Origin of the sequence: Tolypothrix sp. PCC 7712 (assembly GCF_025860405.1) — a bacterium.
Lineage (GTDB): Bacteria > Cyanobacteriota > Cyanobacteriia > Cyanobacteriales > Nostocaceae > Aulosira > Aulosira diplosiphon.
In genome coordinates this window covers 2,451,925-2,472,869 of record NZ_CP063785.1, presented here as the reverse complement: position 1 = coordinate 2,472,869, position 20,945 = coordinate 2,451,925, and the positions used below count along the sequence as shown (strand labels likewise).

General features: G+C 40.5%; 20 protein-coding genes. 12 read left to right on the top strand and 8 right to left on the bottom strand.

Translation table 11 applies throughout. The features are described from left to right. Positions 1-238: 238 nt before the first annotated feature. From HGR01_RS10100 to rpmA, 6 genes are all read left to right on the top strand, one after another. Positions 239-979 (top strand): prolipoprotein diacylglyceryl transferase, encoded by a 741-nt coding sequence (locus HGR01_RS10100; RefSeq protein WP_045873030.1) that lies wholly within the window; start codon positions 239-241, stop codon positions 977-979. Positions 980-1,100: 121 nt separating this feature from the next. Continuing rightward, entirely contained in the window at positions 1,101-2,519 is a 1,419-nt protein-coding gene (locus tag HGR01_RS10095; protein ID WP_045872968.1) for a radical SAM protein, read from the top strand. A gap of 37 nt (positions 2,520-2,556) precedes the next feature. Beyond that, positions 2,557-2,877 carry a hypothetical protein gene (locus HGR01_RS10090; RefSeq protein WP_045872969.1) on the top strand — a complete coding sequence of 107 codons (321 nt, stop codon included), beginning with the start codon at positions 2,557-2,559 and terminating at the stop codon, positions 2,875-2,877. Between the two features lie 437 nt (positions 2,878-3,314). After that, the gene (locus HGR01_RS10085) at positions 3,315-3,467 is read left to right on the top strand and encodes a hypothetical protein (RefSeq protein ID WP_155539512.1); all 153 of its coding nucleotides are present in this window, start codon (positions 3,315-3,317) and stop codon (positions 3,465-3,467) included. After that, complete coding sequence (gene rplU / locus HGR01_RS10080) at positions 3,448-3,834, top strand: 50S ribosomal protein L21 (RefSeq protein ID WP_045872970.1); 387 nt, start codon at positions 3,448-3,450, stop codon at positions 3,832-3,834. Before HGR01_RS10085 ends, rplU begins: the two co-directional genes overlap by 20 nt. Before the next feature lie 30 nt (positions 3,835-3,864). Next, a complete protein-coding gene (gene rpmA, locus HGR01_RS10075; protein WP_045872971.1) occupies positions 3,865-4,146 on the top strand; it encodes a 50S ribosomal protein L27 in 282 nt (93 codons plus the stop codon). A gap of 73 nt (positions 4,147-4,219) precedes the next feature. On the opposite strand, the gene HGR01_RS10070 is transcribed toward rpmA, so the two are convergent. Continuing rightward, entirely contained in the window at positions 4,220-4,666 is a 447-nt protein-coding gene (locus tag HGR01_RS10070) for a hypothetical protein (RefSeq protein ID WP_045872972.1), read from the bottom strand. 540 nt (positions 4,667-5,206) lie between these two features. Between HGR01_RS10070 and cruF the strand changes: the two genes are divergently transcribed. Beyond that, complete coding sequence (gene cruF, locus HGR01_RS10065) at positions 5,207-6,112, top strand: gamma-carotene 1'-hydroxylase CruF (RefSeq protein WP_045872973.1); 906 nt, start codon at positions 5,207-5,209, stop codon at positions 6,110-6,112. A 138-nt stretch (positions 6,113-6,250) separates the two neighbouring features. Beyond that, a complete protein-coding gene (gene cruG / locus HGR01_RS10060; RefSeq protein ID WP_194007724.1) occupies positions 6,251-7,432 on the top strand; it encodes a 2'-O-glycosyltransferase CruG in 1,182 nt (393 codons plus the stop codon). A 93-nt stretch (positions 7,433-7,525) separates the two neighbouring features. Here cruG and rnhA read toward each other — a convergent pair whose 3' ends face one another. The 3 genes from rnhA to HGR01_RS10045 all read right to left on the bottom strand — a co-directional run bounded on the left by rnhA (position 7,526) and on the right by HGR01_RS10045 (position 10,454). Next, positions 7,526-8,431 (bottom strand): ribonuclease HI, encoded by a 906-nt coding sequence (rnhA, locus tag HGR01_RS10055; protein WP_045872975.1) that lies wholly within the window; start codon positions 8,429-8,431, stop codon positions 7,526-7,528. Between the two features lie 136 nt (positions 8,432-8,567). Continuing rightward, positions 8,568-9,920, bottom strand: a complete 1,353-nt coding sequence (locus HGR01_RS10050) for a hypothetical protein (RefSeq protein WP_045872976.1) — start codon at positions 9,918-9,920, stop codon at positions 8,568-8,570. 111 nt (positions 9,921-10,031) lie between these two features. Continuing rightward, positions 10,032-10,454: a hypothetical protein gene (locus tag HGR01_RS10045; RefSeq protein WP_045872977.1), complete on the bottom strand. Its 423-nt coding sequence runs from the start codon at positions 10,452-10,454 to the stop codon at positions 10,032-10,034. A gap of 585 nt (positions 10,455-11,039) precedes the next feature. On the opposite strand from HGR01_RS10045, the gene HGR01_RS10040 reads away from it, so the two are divergent. Next, positions 11,040-11,435, top strand: a complete 396-nt coding sequence (locus HGR01_RS10040; protein ID WP_045872978.1) for a hypothetical protein — start codon at positions 11,040-11,042, stop codon at positions 11,433-11,435. Next, positions 11,428-13,341: a caspase, EACC1-associated type gene (locus HGR01_RS10035; protein ID WP_045872979.1), complete on the top strand. Its 1,914-nt coding sequence runs from the start codon at positions 11,428-11,430 to the stop codon at positions 13,339-13,341. The genes HGR01_RS10040 and HGR01_RS10035 overlap by 8 nt, the downstream gene beginning before the upstream one ends. Before the next feature lie 163 nt (positions 13,342-13,504). Here HGR01_RS10035 and HGR01_RS10030 read toward each other — a convergent pair whose 3' ends face one another. From HGR01_RS10030 to HGR01_RS10015, 4 genes are all read right to left on the bottom strand, one after another. Next, on the bottom strand, positions 13,505-14,329 hold the full coding sequence (locus tag HGR01_RS10030; protein WP_045872980.1) for a DUF4351 domain-containing protein: 825 nt from the start codon (positions 14,327-14,329) through the stop codon (positions 13,505-13,507). 213 nt (positions 14,330-14,542) lie between these two features. After that, complete coding sequence (locus HGR01_RS10025) at positions 14,543-17,830, bottom strand: CHAT domain-containing protein (protein ID WP_045872981.1); 3,288 nt, start codon at positions 17,828-17,830, stop codon at positions 14,543-14,545. Between the two features lie 649 nt (positions 17,831-18,479). Continuing rightward, positions 18,480-18,785 (bottom strand): hypothetical protein, encoded by a 306-nt coding sequence (locus HGR01_RS10020; protein ID WP_045872982.1) that lies wholly within the window; start codon positions 18,783-18,785, stop codon positions 18,480-18,482. Further along, positions 18,782-19,006, bottom strand: a complete 225-nt coding sequence (locus tag HGR01_RS10015; protein WP_052335333.1) for a hypothetical protein — start codon at positions 19,004-19,006, stop codon at positions 18,782-18,784. Before HGR01_RS10015 ends, HGR01_RS10020 begins: the two co-directional genes overlap by 4 nt. A gap of 69 nt (positions 19,007-19,075) precedes the next feature. Here HGR01_RS10015 and HGR01_RS10010 point away from each other — a divergent pair, with 69 nt between their 5' ends. Beyond that, a complete protein-coding gene (locus HGR01_RS10010; protein ID WP_045872983.1) occupies positions 19,076-20,080 on the top strand; it encodes an ABC transporter ATP-binding protein in 1,005 nt (334 codons plus the stop codon). Further along, complete coding sequence (locus HGR01_RS10005; protein WP_045872984.1) at positions 20,081-20,893, top strand: ABC transporter permease; 813 nt, start codon at positions 20,081-20,083, stop codon at positions 20,891-20,893. Positions 20,894-20,945 lie beyond the last annotated feature (52 nt).

Below are 20,945 nucleotides of genomic sequence, written 5' to 3'. Positions count from 1 at the left end.
CTCTCAGGCGGGCATTTTGCCACATTCACAAGGGAATTAGAGAATTTAATCTGTTAAGTAGAAGTGTTTTGAATCAAAAATTAACCGCAGATAAAAGAGGATATAGACGCGTAGCGGCTACTCTACGAGAACGCCTAATAGCGAACCCGCAGGGTACGCAGATGAACGCAGATAAATTTCGCTATATTTATCAGTGTAAAAGCTATGGCATAAGTGCTGAATATAATTACAAATTATGCTGAATTTCCCTGTTTATATTTGGTTGGGTTCTTTGCGAATTCATCCTCATATTTTATTTGAATCTTTAGCTTATGCAGTAGCATTTCGTTTGTTAATATTTCGGCTTCGCAAAGATGCGATCGCACCTAGCCAGCGCAGTTCTGTAATTGTTGGCGGTATGATAGGCGCTTTAATGGGAGCAAAACTTCTGGTAGGGGTGGAACATATTGATTTGATTTGGCAAAATCAACAGCAGTTTCTATTACTATTACTCCAGGGTAAAACAGTCGTTGGGGCACTTTTAGGCGGGTTAATTGGTGTAGAACTTACTAAAAAAATTATTGGCATTCATCAGTCTACAGGTGATGTATTTGTTTATCCTCTGATTGTTGGCACAGCCATTGGTAGAATTGGATGCTTTCTCACGGGATTGAGCGATCGCACTTATGGAATCGCCACAAAATTACCGTGGGGTATAGATTTTGGCGATGGTATTTTCCGCCATCCCACACAGTTATATGAAATCTTATTTTTAGGGTTGCTAATTATATTTTTGCAATTTCGCAGTCGCTATCAATATCAAAATGGTGATTTATTTAAATTTTATTTAATTTCTTATTTTAGCTTTCGTTTTCTGGTAGATTTCATTAAACCTGATTTTCATCCTTTCTGGGGCTTAAGTGCAATTCAAGTGGCTTGTTTATTAACTATTGTGTATTATCGCCACACCATCTCTCAGATATTTCAATTTCACAACTGATTTACCTTTAAATTCAGAAACTCTGAATAAAAATAGTTTTTCAGTACGCTATATGAAATCCATAAATCTTGCTTGTTTGGCATCGCGTTTAGCCTAGTAACAACTTACAAATTTATTTATTATGCCTACTCGTAATTATCTCTTTTATGCCTTAACTAATAGTGTTTGTTCAAAATGTTTAGTCAAGGTAGAAGCAAAAATTATATTTCAGGATGATTGTGTTTACTTAGTAAAACACTGTCCCACCCACGGACGAGAAGAAGTTTTAATCGCGGATGATATTGAATACTATAAAAAATCTCTAGAGTTTATCAAACCTGGAGATATGCCATTAAAGTTTAATACACCCATAAAATATGGCTGTCCTTATGATTGCGGACTTTGCCCAGATCATGAACAGCATAGCTGTTTAACATTAATTGAAGTTACAGATAAATGTAATCTTTCTTGCCCAATATGTTATGCCGATTCTGGTGCAGAAGAATTTTCAGAAATCTCCCATCAACCAAGACTGCATCGGAGTCTAGCGCAAATCGAAAAGATGATTGATGCGGTTGTCGCCAATGAAGGAGAACCGCAGATAGTGCAGTTAAGCGGTGGTGAACCTACGATTCATCCTGAGTTTTTTCAAATTTTAGATATTGTCAAAACTAAGCCGATTAAGCATTTAATGATCAATACCAATGGCGTAATGATTGCTAAGGATAAATCTTTTTGCGATCGCCTCAGCCAATATATGCCAGGAATTGAGATATATTTGCAATTTGATAGCTTTGAATTAGACGCGTTAAAAGAGTTACGCGGTGCAGATTTACGGGCAGTTAGGCAAAAAGCAATTGAGCATCTCAATGAATATAATATTTCTACAACTTTAGTTGTCACTCTCAAAAAGGGACTGAACGATTGTGAGATTGGCAAAATTATTGAGTATGCTTTGCAGCAGAAATGTATTCGAGGCGTGACATTTCAACCAATACAAGCAGCAGGAAGATTAGAAGGATTTGACCCTAAACGAGATAGATATACTTTAACCGAAGTCCGACGCTCCATTTTAGAACAGAGTCCTTATTTTAAACCTGAAGATATTCTCCCTGTTCCCTGCCATCCTGATTCTTTAGCTATGACTTATGCATTAAAACTAAATGGTCAAGTAATACCATTAACTGGGTTAATTAATCCAGATGTTTTTGTGAAAATTATGCCCAATAGCGTGCTTTATGAACAAAATGAAGAACTGAAAAAACAAATATTTGAATTATTTTCAACAAGTCATTCACCCAAATCTGCCGCTTTATCGCTCAAGCAGCTTTTGTGTTGTTTGCCAATGATTGCTGTACCAGAAGGTATTAACTACTCCAATGTATTTCGGGTAATGATTGTGCAGTTTCTTGATGCTTTTAACTTTGATGTCCGTTCTGTTAAGCGGTCTTGTATTCATATTGTGCATCCAGATGGTAGGATTATTCCATTTGATACATTTAATATGTTTTATCGCGAAGGCAGCGCTGGCTACCATTTAGTGAATCATCGTAATTCGTAAATCTAATTTATCAAGTGTCATCTACAGGACTCAATTAATGTCTCAAAGGAATGAAAATTTACAGATTTTTTTAGGAATATTAATTTTATTTGGTTTGCATTTGATAGCAGTAGGCATCATATTTGGAGTAGGTTTACTCGCTGCTCAAATATTTGGCTATGCTAATTATAGTTATTTAGGTGTTTGGCTGATTGGCGGTTGGGGATTTTTTATTTGGCAGCTTTTATATGTCATCCCTTTATGCATTTTGCTCAGAAGACAACAGCGCCTAGCAATGATGAAAGGTGTAATTATTGGTGCTGTGATTACAGCTTTATTAAATGGTAGTTGTTTCTTATTAGTATTTGCTAATCGTTAAATTAATGTTTCACACATTTAAATTCTATAATTTGGGCATTAAAGATACCCCAAAGTTTAGTTATTCATTCAAAAATTCAATAAAGTGCCATTACATAGAGAAAATCTGAGCAACATCTCTAGTTACTCAGACTTGTCGGTGCTGTTCTGTGTCTCACCTAACTACAGCAGCACAAATCTCAATTTCGACAATTAACTCAAAATTTTTGGAAAAAATCTGATATTTTTTGGCTTACCTACACAGCAATTAGTCAAAAGTCCTTGCAGACAAGACTTTTAATCCAAAATCTAAAATCCGTCTTGAAAAGTTTGCTCAACGGGGGGAACCCCCGCACGCAACTTTTGTCTTCTCTACGAGAGGCTGCGCCAACGACACGCTACGCGAACGCAAAATCTAAAATCCGTTGTGGGTGTTGACTCTATAGCAGTTCATCAAATATGATTTTAGATTGTCTGTCTAATTCCTGCTCGGATCAGGTAGACATCCTACAAAAGCTGGCGAAAGCGCTAAATCGCATCTCCACAACAGAGATTAGCCAGATACCTGTACGGCAACCTCAAGGACAATTTCATGACTTACGCAATTATTGAAACTGGCGGCAAACAACTTAAAGTTGAGGCTGGTCGCTTTTACGATATCGAGTTACTGACTGCCCAACCTGATGAGAAAGTTACAATAGATAAGGTTTTACTCATACAGCACGATGGCGAAGTCAACATTGGACAGCCATTAGTGTCAGGGGCGACTGTAGAAGGGACAGTACTACGACACCTCAGAGGTCGTAAAGTCCTGGTATACAAAATGAAGCCGAAAAAGAAAACCCGCAAAAAACGCGGACATCGCCAGGAAATCACTAGACTGTTGATTAATTCTATTAACCTCAATGGTACAGTCCTAGCAGCGGAAGAAGCAAAAGCTGCTGAAGAGACTTCTGCTGAAGAAACCGCTGCTGAATAATCAATAACAGTTAGGTCAAAAAAGGAAATTATGGCTCATAAGAAAGGAACAGGTAGTACACGCAACGGTCGTGACTCTAATGCTCAACGTCTAGGTGTAAAACGCTACGGTGGTCAAGTTGTTCGTGCAGGCAACATTCTCGTGCGCCAGCGCGGTACCAAATTCCACCCTGGTAACAATGTTGGCATTGGTAGTGATGACACTTTGTTTGCTTTAATTGATGGCGTTGTTACCTTTGAAAGAAAAGGTAAAACTCGTAAAAAAGTTAGTGTTTATGCACCTGCTGCGGCTGCTGAAGCAACCGCTAGCTAGCAAGAAGGGTGGGCATTGCCCACCCTTAAAAATTTATACTGAATGAACTGTGAAGTTGTTTAACTGAGCCAACTTAACGAATTAACACGTGGCGCACAAATAGCATTTGCGTTGTTGCACCTAAAGCGACACCCGCCAATGAAAGTAGAGATGTTAGCCAGAAAGCTTGTCCTTCCTTCACACCTGCTGCTTGAAAGTCTATCCTTGCTAAGATAGCGGCAGCAATAATTAGTAAAGTGTCAAGGAACATCCGAAACCAAGCAAGCATGACAAAAAACAAGAATGCTGCGAAAACTGAGAATACAAAAGTCCTGGTACTAGATTTAAATACAGTACTAGAAAATCGTGCCAAATTTGTCCAGGGAACGGTTAAGCTTCCCACAAACAGTAAGATAGCAAGCACAGTTATTGCCCAGACAAATAAAGGGGCTTTTGTCTCGGATATGACCCAGCCTAGGGTGCTGTAGCTCAGTAATAATAGTGTTAGGGAAACCCAAGGGATGCGTTGCAAAATCGACATGGGTTAGGTTTTTGGTAGCAAGTTAAACCATTATTACTCAACTCAATGAAATAACAAAAGACTTGATGGGATGAGGTTTTGGGAGTTTTTTATCGATATATCTCCCGAATTTGTTCTTTGATGATAGGACTATATGGGTTTATGGTTGGGAGCGATCGCACAGCACAATCGAGAAACATTTGAGTCAAACGTATAGATTGTTAATCTCATGCCGTAGACTATAACTCTATCATCTGATGTTTTCTAGCTGTTAACAATCGTTGATGATGCTCTGGCTGACATCTTGTAACATTACCATAACTTGAGGTTGGGTAGTGTCCACAATATAATCATCAGGATTTGAATAAAAGGTTAGCAGGTACCAAACCTGCAAAATTGCTTGTATGTTCTGGCTTTCAGCCATTGTTGATGATGTTGTTGCCACAACATCACAGCAAGTTCACAGAGAATTTGCAGACAAACTAGTTAAATTTTTTCTTAAACATTTGTAAACTGTTAGCAGCCGAGTAGCCGCGTGTCACATCTTGTTAAGGAATTATCATGAGACAACTTGTTATTGTTGAGCGCGTATGCCTGATTGGTCATATCGTGTCGATGGTGTTTGGACTTGTAGGCATACTACTAGTTGTGCCGAATGCGGAAATTATTATGAACCTAACTGAGGTTGGGCAAACCGCCATGCAGTGGAGTATGGCTGGAGGCGGTGTTGTTTATATGATTTTGGGCGCAGCGGCTGTCTTTTTGTATGCCTACCGGACGTTGGGATTGGGTCGCGCTTTGGCATTTTTGCTGCCATCAGTGTTTATTTCCTTAGGAAGCGAACTGTCGGGAACCAGCACTGGCTTTCCTTTTGGGCACTATAGTTACCTCAGTGGACTGGGCTATAAAATTGCTGGTTTAGTTCCCTTCACAATTCCCTTATCGTGGTTTTATGTGGGATGTGTTTCTTACCTGTTAGCACGTGCTGGCTTAGAAGTAGACAAAAAGCCCAGCTTGTTGCGTCATATAGGTGCGATCGCATTAGGTGCTTTATTATTGACCTCTTGGGATTTTGTCTTAGATCCAGCAATGAGCCAAACCTCTCTCCCCTTCTGGTATTGGCAACAACCAGGCCCATTCTTTGGTATGCCTTACCAAAACTTTGCTGGCTGGATGGGAACAGGGGCGCTATTTATGACTGTGGCAGCATTCCTCTGGAGAAACAACCCCATTAAATTAGAGCGATCGCAACTCAATTTGCCTTTGATAGTTTATTTAGGCAATTTCACCTTTGCTACGGTGATGAGTTTGGCTGCTGGCTTCTCTATCCCTGTATTGCTTGGCTTTTTAACAGGTGTTGCTCCAGCTGTAGCACTTTGGTGGCAAGGTTCAAATGGACAATCTGTGGCGATCGAACCTGCAACTCAGGAAATTTCAGTGGCAAATGTCAAAGTTGCTTTGAAGTAGTTTTGGGGGACTGGGGACTGGGGAATTTTAGATTTTAGATTTTAGATTTTGGATTCAAACTTAATCCAAAATCGCAAATCCAAAATCCAAAATTGAATTGCCCCATACCCAATACCCCATGCCCTAGGAGATGATGCTTTGATTTTAGTTAGTAACCTATCGCTGTTATTACTATTACTGCAAATACCAGCAACAGCGATTCTACTTTCAAGATTATTTAAAGGGCCGACACGCCATCCGCCGATTCAACCACAACAGCCGACACCGGATATTTTGGGTAATGTCAGCGTTGTGGTGCCAACACTGAATGAGGCTGCGCGTATTAGCCCGTTGTTAACTGGGTTAAGTAAACAAAGTTATGAAGTTAGGGAAGCGATCGTTGTAGATAGCAGGTCGCAAGATGGTACGCCAGAATTAGTCAAAGCCGCGCAACAGCAAGACCCCCGTTTTCGTGTATTTACAGACGATCCTCTACCCCCTGGTTGGGTTGGTCGTCCTTGGGCGTTACATAATGGCTTTTTGCAGAGTTCCTCAGAGAGTGAATGGTTTTTAGGGATGGATGCTGATACTGTACCCCATCCTGGTTTAGTTGCTGGTTTAGTGCAGACAGCCAAAGCCCAAGGTTATGACTTGGTATCGCTTTCACCTCAGTTTATTCTTAAATATCCAGGGGAATGTTTGTTACAGCCTGCTTTGTTAATGACTCTGCTGTATCGATTCGATCCGGCTGGTGTGAATACAGAACAGCCAGAAAGGGTAATGGCTAATGGTCAATGCTTTTTATGTCGGCGTTCGGTTTTAGCTGCTGTAGATGGTTATACCAGCGCTAGTGGTTCATTTTGTGATGATGTTACCTTAGCTCGATATATTGCTGCTCAAGGTTTTAAAGTAGGCTTTTTAGATGGCGCGAAGGTGCTAAAGGTGCGGATGTATGAGGGTGCAATCGAGACATGGAAAGAATGGGGACGCAGCCTCGACTTAAAAGACGCATCACCCCGCGCTCAGATTTGGGGAGATTTATGGCTACTTTCAGCAGTGCAAGGTTTACCCCTACTAATTTTACTTAGTTACGGTTTGCTGGCTCTCCTATTTCCCCAGCCTTCCCTGCTTCCTTTGAATTTGTTATTAGGACTAAATATATTTCTGTTAGTAATTCGCTTTGCAATGTTACTGGCGATCGCACCTTCCTATGATCGCACAACTGCTAAAGGCGGCTGGTTATTCTGGCTTTCACCCCTAGCCGATCCTCTAGCTGTGCTGCGAATCTTTCTATCTGCATTCCGCACTCCTAAAGAGTGGCGGGGAAGGAAGTATAGTTAAGGGTCAAGGGTTAAGGGTCAAGGATCACAATTATTTCTTCCCAGTCCCCAATCCCCAATCCCTAGTCCCCTAATCCCCAATCCCCAATCCCCGCTACTCCTCCTCACCTCCTACCTGATCACCACGTTCCAATTCCCAAAGAATTTGATTACCTTCGCGTCTTACCCGTGAAACTATCCAGTTGCGCCAGCGCCATTGGTCGCCGCGACTGGTGACAGCGCTAGCGTGAACATCCATGAGGTCTGCAAGTTCGGAACTGGTGATTAAATAACCTTTGGTGGCGATTTCATCAGCAATCCGTAGGGTTTCAACTAAGTCACGCAGTTGTTCTACCCTCAGGGCTGGTGGCTTATCTTCAATTGGATTAGTAGAGTTTGTGATAGTTGGCTCCATAATTGTTATATTTGATGCAAGAGTACTGCTTTCTGGTGTCCTTGTGTCAATTATTGTAGAGGTTGCTGAAGATTCAGTTACTTTTGCTACATTTATTTGATTAGTTTGTGGTAAAGATTGATCGGCATCTGTGGTAAAAGATTGTTTAAGATCTGGAACTCTACCACTAGCAAAAGTACGAGCAATGACATCGCAGCGCTCGTTACCTACATTACCAGAATGACCCCTGACATATTCCCACTTTACTATATAACTATTAAGTTCGTCCAAAGTTTCTAACAGGTCTTGGTTTTGCACAGGTTTACCATCGGCTTTTTTCCAACCTCTTTGTTTCCAGCCTTTGATCCACTTGGTAACGGAATTAATTAAATATTCGCTATCGGTATAAAGGGTTATAGGTTGAGTTTGTCCAGATGTTTGCAAAAATTGCAGACCTGCGATCGCAGCTTGCATTTCCATTTTATTGTTGGTGGTGTGGGATGATGCGCCGCCGATTTCGTGAATTGAGCCATCATTGAAATAAACGACTACACCCCAACCCCCAGGGCCAGGATTTCCTGTACAAGCGCCATCGGTGTAGATACTTTGGATTCTGCGTTGGGACATAAGCAATACTACTCAGTTAAGTATTTTGGACTCCTAATTTAGTTTAGGGACAAGCGTTAAAGGTATCTTCTTTCCCTTTCCCCCTTAACCGAAAAGTATTAGAAGATGAAATAACCGCATTGGTACATTCGGTAATTTAGCGGCGAAAGATGCGAAGCACTATATAGGTTAGAGCAGCAAAAATCAAGCCTATACCTAAACTGAGGCTAAAAGCTGTGGTTTGGTAGGAAGTAGGGTTTTGGTCTTTGGGGATTTCTGCCAAGATGACAGCAGAAGCGATTTGGCTGGTTGCTAACCCGATACCTGCGATCGCAATGGTAGTGTTGAGAGTGCGATCGCTTTTGGTTTGTTCTAGGTCAATTATTCCTTGGATGGTCTTGATATAATTCTCGACTAAATTTAAGCCAGGGCTGTAGTAAGCTTGGTCTGTTTCGATTTGGACTAAAAATTTCTCTTGAGCAAATTCACTAAATGCTTGCAAAAATTGCCAATCACTATTAGCTTCTAATATTAGCAGCTTTTGCCAGCGTTTTTGATAATTACTGATGTTAATCTCAACAGTTCTATATTGGTCATTTAGATAACTTAAGTTATTAGTATATGTATATCTTAACAATATTTCTGGCGTTTGTTTAAGGATATTTTGTAAATTACTAATATCAATTTTGGGTTTTTGAGATTCTTGATTTAAATTATTAATTATACCTTGAGAGACTTGAGATACTGTTTTTAAATTACTTTTAATAGCGCGACTTTGATGATAAGCCCAAATAACTTTATTTCTATATCTAAATAATTGCATCAATTCTGGATATAGCTTTTGATTGGCTTCTCTAATAGCATCGGTTTTTAGTTGATAGGGAAATAAACAGATTAACAGGTGATAACCTTCACTTTGCTGCACTTCAGAAGGAAGCCGCCAAAGTTCAAATATAGTTCCGCCAAAAAATTCTCCTCTTCCTCGTAAATCAGCTTGCCAATTCTGCTCTGAGTCTAAGATTAATTGTTCGTAGCAAGCTTGAGCAGTAGCTGCTGCATCTTGGTTATCTATCGCTAGTTGACCCCAAACGAACCAAGTTTGACCAAGTTTACCTTCTTGGGTATTAATTTTAGAGAATATTTCTGTTTGTACTTTTTGCAAACAGCTAACAGGTTGAGGTGAGTATTTATAATCTTTGATGTAATTAGCTGTGCAGTCTATTTGGAGTCCGTAAGTATCGCCTAATTGTACGGGGTAATAATAACCATCTAGCGGTGATTTAAAAGGAATAATCTTGGGATTACTCAGTAACTCATGATAATCAGAACCATCAATTTCAGCTTGTTGGAGTTGTTCTAGTTGCCGATTGTCTAACTGGCTCCCATAAATTTTTTGCCAAAATAGTCGACGATTTTCTGAAATTTTGGCTTCATCTTGTCCTAAACCTTCTTTCAGGTTATACAGAAATAAATCAATAGTTGGGTAAATTAACTCATATTGTGGACTCATATAAAAGATTTTCGCTCCGTGAAGTAGAGATGATTATAAGGGCACAACATTGTTGTGCCCTTATCTGTGAATTTTATTAACCTGCAACAGGTTGTAGTTCAAAATGCTTAACTATTGAGAAAGAATAGTTGAGATGACATCTTTTGCTGTTTTAACAGAATTTAACGCCTGAAATATTTGGTTAGATAAGATTGCCAATTTATTACGATCTACTTTTTTGTCTAACTGCACTAACGCCGCAGCAACTTCTATAGAAGAATTGTCAATTTCCGTATTGAGTGATTCAGGAACATACTCAGGTATGCTATCAATACCTTTACTGCGGACTTTGGCGATCGCATCTAAATTATCCCAGACTTGATTGTATGCTGTGGCTAGGGGTGGATAACTAGTGGCGATCGCATACAGTTTACTAATATCCCCAGGAATCTTAATTGTATTTACCTTGGCTTGGATATCATCTGGTAATGGGGTATCAAGTTGGGATAGTGCCAAAATAAAGGCTTTTAGTTCAGATACTTCTATTGGTTGCATGATGGAAGGATACCAGTAATTCAGTCAATAAAAAAATTCGATACTTATCACAAAATATAAATTTGACGTAGGGTGTGTTATGCCTTAGGCTAACGCACCTAGAATGGTTGACAGTAAAGCAGTGCTGCGTGTGGGTTTTCCTCCGCAGGCGAATACTGAACCCAAAGGGTGCGTTGCACTACACGACAACACACCTCATTTACTAACCGCGTTGGTACTTTAAGTAATTTAGCAGCGAAATATGAGAAAAGAACTATATAGGTTAGCGCATCAAAAATCAAGCCTATAAGTAACCACGCAAAATTAATTACAGTCATTGCGAGCGCAGCGTAAAGCCTTCGGCATAGCTTCGCTTAACGCGCAGCGTCTCGAAGAGAAGCAATCTCAACCCTTGCGATTGCTTCATTCCGCTCCGCTCCATTCGCAATGACATTTTGTAATTAATTTTGTTTAACTACTTACCCAAACTGACAGTAACGCGAGCACGGTAATTTGTTAATTTTAATTAGATTATTCTGATACGAAATCTTAAAATTTGAAGGTGTAGTTTATCACCACGTAGATAAGGGAACCTTGGAGTTGACGATGACAGGTAAACCAACTATTAAATTTACTTTTGCTGTTGATGACCCAGAGTTAGATGATGAGAGAAGGCAAAAAATAGCTAGCAAGCTGCTACGGGAAATTCGGGAACTGGATGAGGTGGAGAAAGCTGATCGCGCGGAAGATGTGAACCCAGAAGCAGGAAGCAAGCCAGGATTTGCTACTTTGATCGGTGTGTTGACGGCTGAGGTGAGTCTCAAGAATGTCAAAGGGTTTTTAAGCTTTCTGAGCGATCGCCTGGGTGACAAACCAATGAAAATTACTGTCAAAGCTGGAGATAAAGAAGTCAACATAGAAGCTAAAAGCCGAAAAGAGCTACTAGAAGGTGAAAGAATAGCAAAAGACCTGTTAGCCGCAATGGGTGGTGGAAATGGCTAAGATAGCACTACTGATTGGAGTCAGTGAGTACAGTCAAGGTATTCCTCCCCTGTCATCTGCGCTCAATGATGTCGAAGCTATGCAGCGAGTTTTACAAGATCCAAACCTGGGAGGTTTTGAACAGGTAGAACGGCTGCTGAATCCCGATGCGATCGCCATGCGAAAGGCAATTCAAAAGCTGTTTAGAGAAGCTTCTAAAGAAGATTTAGTATTATTCTTTTTCTCTGGTCATGGTATTACTAATGATGAAGATCATCTCTATTTAGCGACTCGAAATACAGCAAAAGACGATTTTGAAGCTACTGCTGTAGACGCAAGTTTTATCCGAGGGCAATCAAACAATTGCTATGCTAAACGGCAAGTTTTGATTTTAGATGCTTGCTACAGTGGTGCGATCGCTCAAGGTTGGAAGACAAAAAGTATCGGTGTAGATATCAAAAAGCAGCTAGGCGCGGAGGGGCGAGTTGTTCTCACATCTTCCAGTGCAACTCAAACTTCATTTGAACAAGAAGGTTCAACACTTTCGCTCTACACTCAATATTTAGTTGAGGGAATTGAGACGGGCGCAGCAGACACAGATAACGATGGCAATATTCATGTGCAGGAACTGCACGCTTACGCTAAGGCAAAAGTCCAAGCGGTAAAACCGAAGATGACACCAGACATCATTCTGGATAAGGAAGGATTCAATATATTATTGGCTTATGCCCCTAAAAATCCAGAATCAGAGTATCGCAAACTGGTTGAACAATATGCCCAAAATGGTGAACTTAGTAAACTTTCCTACTTAATATTAAAGCCGAAACGGAAAACATCTGGAATTACAGATGAAAAAGCCGAGCAAATAGAAAACGAAGTATTAGAGCCTTTACGCAGACGCTTTGCCAACTTGGAAAGTTACAAACAAGCTTTTGTTGAGGTAGTTGAGCAAAAATATCCCTTGGATGAACATACTCGTAAGATATTGAAGGATTATCAGCAGGATATTTTAGGTCTTAGAGATGAGGATGTTGCACCAATTGAGTTAGAGATTACATCTGCTAAAAAAGCGGAATATCGAAAACAGGTTCAGATACAGAAACAACAAGAAAAAGAAGAGTATGAAAATAGCCTGCAGTATTATGAGCAGGAATTTATAAAAGCAATTAAAGCGCAATACCCGCTAGATGAATATGTCCGCAATGGATTAAAACAGTTTCAAGAGTCTTTAGGACTCAACGATGAAGATGTAGAGCGAATTGAAGCACCACTTTTAACCATAAAACGAGCAGAGTACCAGAAACAACAACAAGCCAAGAAGCAGCAACAAGAACAACAATCTATTCAAACAACCACAAAAAAACCAACGCAGCAGAATAATGATCTCAGTTCTGAGAAGGGTATAGACTATACGCGGTTGCGCGATTTACTCAAAGCTAGAAAGTGGGAAGAAGCAGATCAAGAAACTCTGGAAGTGATGCTAAAAGTTGTTGACAGAGAACAAAAACTCTGGCTTGATCCCGAATCGATAAAAAACTTTCCTTCCACTGACTTACGCACCATTGACCAACTGTGGGTTAAATACAGTGATGGACGCTTTGGCTTTAGTGTGCAGAAGCTCATTTGGGAAAGTGTGGCAAAAGACTACACAAAGTTAGGCGATCGCATCGGCTGGCGGACGTATGAGACAGTTATACACAAGAAAATCGTAGAACATTTAGAGGAGATTAATCAAAAGCTGGGATTCCAAGAAAAAGCCGTAACGACGATGGGTGGGAAATGGCTTTACTACACAGACCTCACTTTTGATATTCATGCTCCCGAAGGACACCTTCCTGCAACAGTAGCTAGAGGGGAGGGAGAACATCATGACTTTGGTGGGGGCTGGGTGTGTGTGCCATCTCTTCTCTCGCGCCGAGACTTGTAAACTTTAACAATGTTGAATGCTATTAACAACATTGCTGCGACCAGTCCCCATTAAACCATAGGGTGGGCACTATTATTATCAGGCTTGGAACGAAAGATCTAATTGTGCCTACCCTACAAACATCTAACATTTATGCGGAAACCAAAATTTTACCTACGATTACTTAACTGCTTGTATTTTGCTCAAGCCAAGCAACTAAATCAGATAAAGCTGAAAAATCTAGTAATGCTTCAGCCAAAGTATCTAGTTTTTCAATAGGTAACAGTTTAATCTGATCAATCAATGACAAATCTATTTCACCAAAACGTCGATTAAGCTGGCGTATGATTGTACGTTCCTCACCTATTTTATCTCCCTTCTGAAAAATATCCTGATAAATAACCGATTCCTGCATAATATCCTCACTTAATAACTGACGAATCAAACCCTTATCAAATCGCAAACCTGCTAAAATCTCGGTGTAGGCTGCTGTATTTTGCCTTGTCTCTCTATCTGAAATTTTAGCGACTTCCTGAGCAATCTGCGATAATAAATCTCGTGGTGAATCAGTTCGACACAAAGGTGCTAAAGGTAACAATGCCTTATTACCCAAAAATAAGCTGGAATCTTGCTCCCACATTCTTACTGCACGATAGCGATGTATAGTTGTATCATCCACATACTCTTCAGTAAAAGCAATTTCATCATCCGTCTCCTGCAAAAATATTACTACCTGTACAACTTGAAACTTATACTGACGTTTTAACCTCACAGAATAATCCAACATTCGGAAAGGAATTGCAGGATTAGACTGTGTTAAAGTCTGAAATTCAATATGCAAAATCTGATTGCCAGTTTGGAGAAAAGTCACAGAATCTGCACGAATTGGTTCTAAACTTAACTCAGTTTTTAATACCTTAATATTGGTAGATTCTTCAGCAATTAACCACCGGACAAAATCTTCTGGATATTTTTCTGCAAGCAATTTACAGACATTATCAAAACTCACGATATCAACCTAATTCATGCCATGAATATATTATTCTAAAAGCAGCTTAATTCAATCTCATTGGACAAGTTTTGGTAGGGTGCGTTAGCTGAAAGCGTAACGCACCAATGAATGGTCTTAACTTCTAGCAGGGGAATGGGAAAAGGGAAAGAAAAAACATTTAACCCTTAACCTTTAACCTTTTCTCCAAAACCAATTTTGAAATCAAAACGCTTAACTGAGTAGTATTGGAAAGATACCAGTAATTGTAAAAGCTGCCCAGAAGTACGGGTGATTATAGGGTTGATTACTAGGTTCTAGTTGATTCTGAAGATTATTTAAATGACGTAATAAAAAACGGCGCAAAATACCTTCTTCTTCTGGGAGTTTAGCAATTTCCTCTGCATACCATGCAGCTAGTTCATCGTGAGTGACATTCCGCAGCCATTGGGTAGCTTCCGCTAAAGCCACTACCTTTGATTTACCTTGTTGTAAGCGTTGGTAAAACTGAATCATCACTAAAGCACTAGCAGCTGATTCTACTGTCCACAGGGTACTGACAACAGAAGCCACGCCGCAACTCATAAAACCACTGACAAGCCCAACATATTCTGTGGTGATGGTGTGATTACCTGTAATCGCCGTTTCGCAAGCAGCTAGGCTGACGAGTTGATAGCTGCGTAAATCAAAATCGCGGATATCTGTGAGAGTCAGTTTATCTTTATCTGCTAAGGCTAAGTGAGATAAGGCTGGATTGTGGAAATTGTATTCGCCATGTCCGCTAAAGTGTAGAATACCGTAGCCTTGGGGCAAAGCATTAATGACTGCATCTTTTGTCGCTTCCTCAGAACGCTTACGGGTGTTGTGGGGAAAGAGGCGACAAATCGCTTGTGATTCAACTTGAGCAAATTCTAGTTCGGGATAACCTGCGCTGTTGGGATGTTCGATACTGAGTAGCTGATTACTTAGCTGATTTTCATTGCTTTGGGAGATTAAGCCTAATTGAATGCTGGGTAAATAGCTGATAGTGAATTCTCTTGGAAATAGCGTATGCAGCGGAAAGCGGTGTAAGTCGCGGTGAGGAATGAGAATTAACTGGGTAATATCTGGGATTTGGGAAACAATAGTATTGATATCGAGAATTTCACTCAGTTTATTTAGCATTGCGGGTAAATTGTCGCGCCAAGTTTTGGCATCTTGGCTATGCTTGTCTTTACCTTGGCGATAATTAGCGTATTGTTCATTCCAAGTTTTCAGCCAGCTTTCAAAATCACGCAGACGTTGCACTGGTGTTAGAGACTTTGCTCCTAAAACAATGAGTGATGGGGTATTGTGCTGGAAGATGAAAGTATGTAAGGCGGCTGGGCTGAGATGCCAATAAACTATGGCAGTATGGGGATTGAGTAATTTTTTCATCTCCACCCATTTAGGGGAATCATCACTCCACCCATCTAGCAGCCAAGACATACAAGCATTTTTTCCCTGTTCTGCTAATTCCAAGGCTGTACTCAAGTTTCTTGACTGCACGGCTAAATCTACAGTTAACTGTTGAAAGCCTGCAAACTTCAACGCTAACTGCTTTTTCTTTTCAGGACTTTTACACTCATCCAATAAACGCCGTAAAATATCCGTTCCTCGTCGCTTGAGTTCTTCGGCTTTAGCCTTTTCCCCCAAATTCAACTGCACGCGAATTAAATTCTGTAATACTTCTAGATGCAAATGGGGAAAATCTGCGGCTGTGAGAGTTTTCAGTGCTTCGTTATAGTTGGTAACAGCTTTGTACCAATAGCTGTGGGGACGAGAATCGGCTCTCCCACGAAAGTAGAGAGCATTACCCATTGCCTGATATAATTTTCCCCAACCTTTGGGGTGGGTGTCTTGATCGCAGTACTTTAACCCTTCCTCATAACTTGCCAATTCTCCCTCATAGCCTCGCTGGTTAAGCTGAGGATTTTGGATTGCTACTGTACTCAACAAAGCCAGCAAGCGATCGCAATTCACAGAATTTCCGGCTGTCATCCCCCGGTTTAGCCAAGCTTCGTAGAAGTCAAAGGAGATTTCTATGGCTTTGTCAAATGAAGCGATCGCTTCTTCCAATAGTTTGAGATCGGATAAGGCTGTACCTCGGTTGTTCCAAGCAAATTTATTGTTAGGGTTGATTTTGATAGCTTTGTCATAAGAGGCGATCGCTGCTTGATATTCTCCCATTTCACTCAGCGTTAAACCCCGGTTATTCCAGACTAAGCAATTTTGAGGATTTATGGCTATAGCGCGATCGTAAGCAGCAATTGATCCTTGAAATAGCCGCAATTTTCTTAATACCAAACCCTTATTATTCCAAGCTTGATAATAATTTGGTTCAATTTTTAAGGCTTGATTATAGGCATTCAGCGCTGCTGCAAACTGTTCTAATTCAGTTAAAATGTTACCTTGATTGTGCCAAGCTAGATAAGCTTGAGGTTGAATTTCTATAGCTCTATCATAAGAGCTAAGTGCAGCTGATAATTTCTTTAATGCGTGCATTGCTGCACCGCGATTTACCCAAGCTTGATAGTAGTCTGGTTTGATGGCTATAGCTGTGTCATAATAAATAATTGCTTGTTCAAATTGCCTTTGTTGAGCTAACATATAGCCCCAATGGAACCAAGCTTGATAATAATCAGGTTTGATTTTTACGGCTTGATCGCAGCAGGCGATCGCTTCCGGAAATCGTTTTAACTGACTCAAAATTTCAGCTTGCTTGTACCAAGCTTGGTAGAAGTCAGGTTTTACTTTTATAGCTGTTTCTAATGAACTAATCGCTTCATCGAATCTTCCTAACTGTTCTAGTGCTGTAGCTTGATTAAACCAAGCTTGGTAAAAATCTGGTTTGATGTCTATGGCTTTGTCACAAGCACTAATTACTTGCTCAAATTGCTGTAATTGATAAAATGCTGCTCCCTGGTTAAACCAAGCTATATGTAAGTTATGGTTGATTTTGGTAGCTTTTTTCAATGAGGCGATCGCACCTGCAAAATCTCCATGCATTAATTGTTGATTCCCTTGGTTAAACCAAGCTGCTGCGTCCCCTTGTTCCTTTGCTTCCTCTGCATTTGCTGGGCGAGATTCTCCAAAAACCTGGTTTGTTGCTTTCCCCCGCCCTAATAAGCGCACACCAATATCATAAGCAACATCACTAACTTCCCCAGCGCCCAACTCCCCTAACCGCACTATCCGACTCGCTAAAGCATCATTCTCTCTGGGTGAAGCTAACAAGGTTTCACCATAGCCACGCAACCATTTGGCTAAATTTCTCTGATTGATGCGATTTGCATCCAAAAAATCTGTTACTTGTCCTCGATTCCAGCCTTCATCATTGACTCTTACCAATAATTGAATAAATAACGATTCATACTCCGTATCTTCTAACTCTCTGCGTATTTCTGCTAGTTTTTCTTCTGTTAAATAATTATAAATAGACTGTTCATTGCCGGATAATTGCTGAATATAATCCTTAATTAATAGCCAAAGCCGCTTGAGCATCTGCTGCAACCTTGTATCAGTTTTATCAAATATTTTACTGGAGAGAGTTACCCAAGAGAATGTCTATCAAGTCTAATTTAATACTTATTGTAAATGCCTAAAAATTACAGCCTTCTCAATTTTGGTGTTTTCCTCAAGCAAAATGCCTTAACGCCTTCTCATTCAATCACTAGCAAATTCTAAAGTTAACTATGATACAGTTCAGATAAAATCCTTGGTGATTGATTTGTCAGTTGGGTAAAAAGCTAGCTCAATTGGGGGATTCTCCCCCAAACCCCCGATTGGGTGAAGTTTGTGGGGAAGGTTTCCTTCCACAAAACTTCGGACGGTTGCGTCCCCCAAACCCCCTCCAAAAGGATTGATCTGTTTTTTGTTGAGTAAATAGTTTTTTGGTTTTTTTGCCGATTAATTTTCTTGGCTTGAATGTATTGAAATATACTATTTTTACTGCTGGCGATCGCTATAACTCATAACTTCACCAAAAAAATACACGTTTAATGTGAATTAAGCCTTGAAACCCTTGAAATTTCGTAGGTAGTTCCAAAACAATGATTTTGAATGAATCTTGAAACCCTTATAGAATAAGAGGCGTTTCTAATTCACATCAGGCGTAATACATAAAGTCGAATTTAGTAAGTCAAAACAGCTTTTACTTTCTCCATTTAGTATATTTAGTCAGCCAAAGCAGATATTGCTTTCTCACCAGCAGCTTTTGCTTTCTCCGTTTAGTATATTTAGTCAGCCAAAGCAGATATTGCTTTCTCACCAGCAGCTTTTGCTTTCTCCATTCAGTATATTCAGCAAGCCAAAATAGATATTGCTTTCTCACCAGCAGCTTTTGTTTTCTCCATTCAGTATATTCAGCAAGCCAAAATAGATATTGCTTTCTCACCAGCAGCTTTTGCTTTCTCCATTCAGTATATTTAGCAAGCCACAGTAGATATTGCTTTCTCAAACTGGGGTTTGGTTTACTGGTAATGGGTAATTGGTAATTGGTGTTCGTTCCCCCTCATCTCCCTCATCTCCCTCATCTCCCTCATCCCCCTCATCCCCCTCATCCCCCTCATCCCCCTCATCTCCCTCATCTCCCTCATCCCCCTCATCTCCCTCATCCCCCTCATCCCCCTCATCCCCCTCATCCCCCTCATCCCCCTCATCCCCAATCCCCCGAATCAATCCCTCTTTTCCCAACGTCGTGATCTAATATTGTTGGGTATTCTATAAAATCGCGATCGCCTGAGACTGATGATTGAAGTTGAGCATCTAAGTAAAATATACGGTTCGACTCCAGCGATTACTGATGTGACTTTTAATGTCGAACCTGGGGAAATTCTAGGGTTTTTAGGCCCAAATGGTGCTGGTAAAACTACTACCATGCGGATTTTAGCTGGTTATTTACCTGCAACGAAGGGGACGGCGAAGATTGCTGGTTTTGATGTCCATGAGAATTCTCTGGCTGTGCGTCAGCGGATTGGCTATTTACCGGAAACGCCGCCGTTATATCCAGATATGACAGTGGAGGGGTTTTTGCATTTTGTTGCCAGAATTAAAGGAGTATCCGCAGGCGATCGCAATCATAAAGTAACAGCTGCGATCGCGCGGTGTAATTTAGAAGATAAGCGCAAGGTACTGATCCGCAAGCTGTCTAAAGGATACCGTCAAAGAGTGGGGATTGCTCAGGCGATCGTCCACGATCCACCAGCCATTATTTTAGATGAACCAACGGTAGGACTCGACCCCCGGCAAATCATCGATGTGCGGAATTTAATTAAAAGTCTCGCCGGCACTCATACTATTATTCTTTCTACCCACATTCTGCCAGAAGTGAGCATGACTTGTAGCCGTGTTGCCATTATCAATCGCGGTAAAGTCGTCGCCACCAATACACCAGAAAATCTCATGACACAGTTGACAGGTGGCTCTGGGTATGAATTAGAAATTGAAGGTGAAGCTAGCTTGGCAAAACAAGTATTGCAAAACATATCAGGTGTGAGTCTGGTAGAATCAATTCCTACATCTGGAAGTCATCACCCAGTGTCAGCAAACCGCGCCTATTTACGAGTAATATCGCAACCAGGAACCGAACCCGGAAAAGATATTGCCGCCACAATAATCCGTGCGGGATTTGCTTTATATGAAATGCGCCGTGTCAGCGCTACCCTAGAAGATGTGTTTTTGCAGTTAACAACAGAAGAAAAGAATTTAGAATCTATCCAAGACTCAGCCCCCAAAGAAGGAGAAGCAGCGTAGATGGGTATAGTACTGAGTAATATTATTGCCATTTATCGCCGAGAATTGCAGAGTTATTTTGTATCACCTTTGGCTTATGTGATTGCTGGCATATTTTGGTTTATTTCTGGCTTATTCTTAGTCATGATTTTGCTAGGGCCAGGCGGTATTTTGCCGACAATCACCGCCTTAGATTTACAAGGACAACAACTAGGAGTACCAGTACCGCCAATTGATGTTCCCTATGAATTTGTACGGGCATTTCTAGACCGGATGGGATGGCTATTATTATTTGTACTGCCCATTCTTTCTATGGGACTTTATGCCGAAGAACGTAAACGCGGCACTTTAGAACTATTAGCCACGTCACCAGTGACAAACTGGGCAGTAGCTGTGGGTAAGTTATTAGGCGTGCTAACTTTTTTCATCACAATGGTTTTACCTTTGCTAGCACTAGAAGCGTTTGTGATTCAACAATCAAATCCACCTATGGCACCAACCGTGCTGTTATTTGGTCATTTGGGATTAATCTTGCTAGCAGCCGCAATTTTGTCTTTGGGAATGTTTATTTCATCGTTAACAGATAGTACAATTCTCTCTGCTGTGTTCACTTTTGCAGTGATTTTATTACTGTTATTCGTTGATTTAATTGCTAAAACTGTTCCCGGCCCCATTGGCGAAGCCTTGAGTTATATCTCCTTACTCAAACATTTTAATACTTTTATCGAAGGCATTTTTGATACTAGCGCCCTACTATTATTTCTCAGTTACATCTTTCTGGGTATCTTCCTCACATCTCAATCAATTGATGCCCTGCGCTTTCAGCGTCAATAAATAAGAGTCCAAAGTCCAAAGTCAAGAGTCTAAAGTCAAAATTCTCCACTCT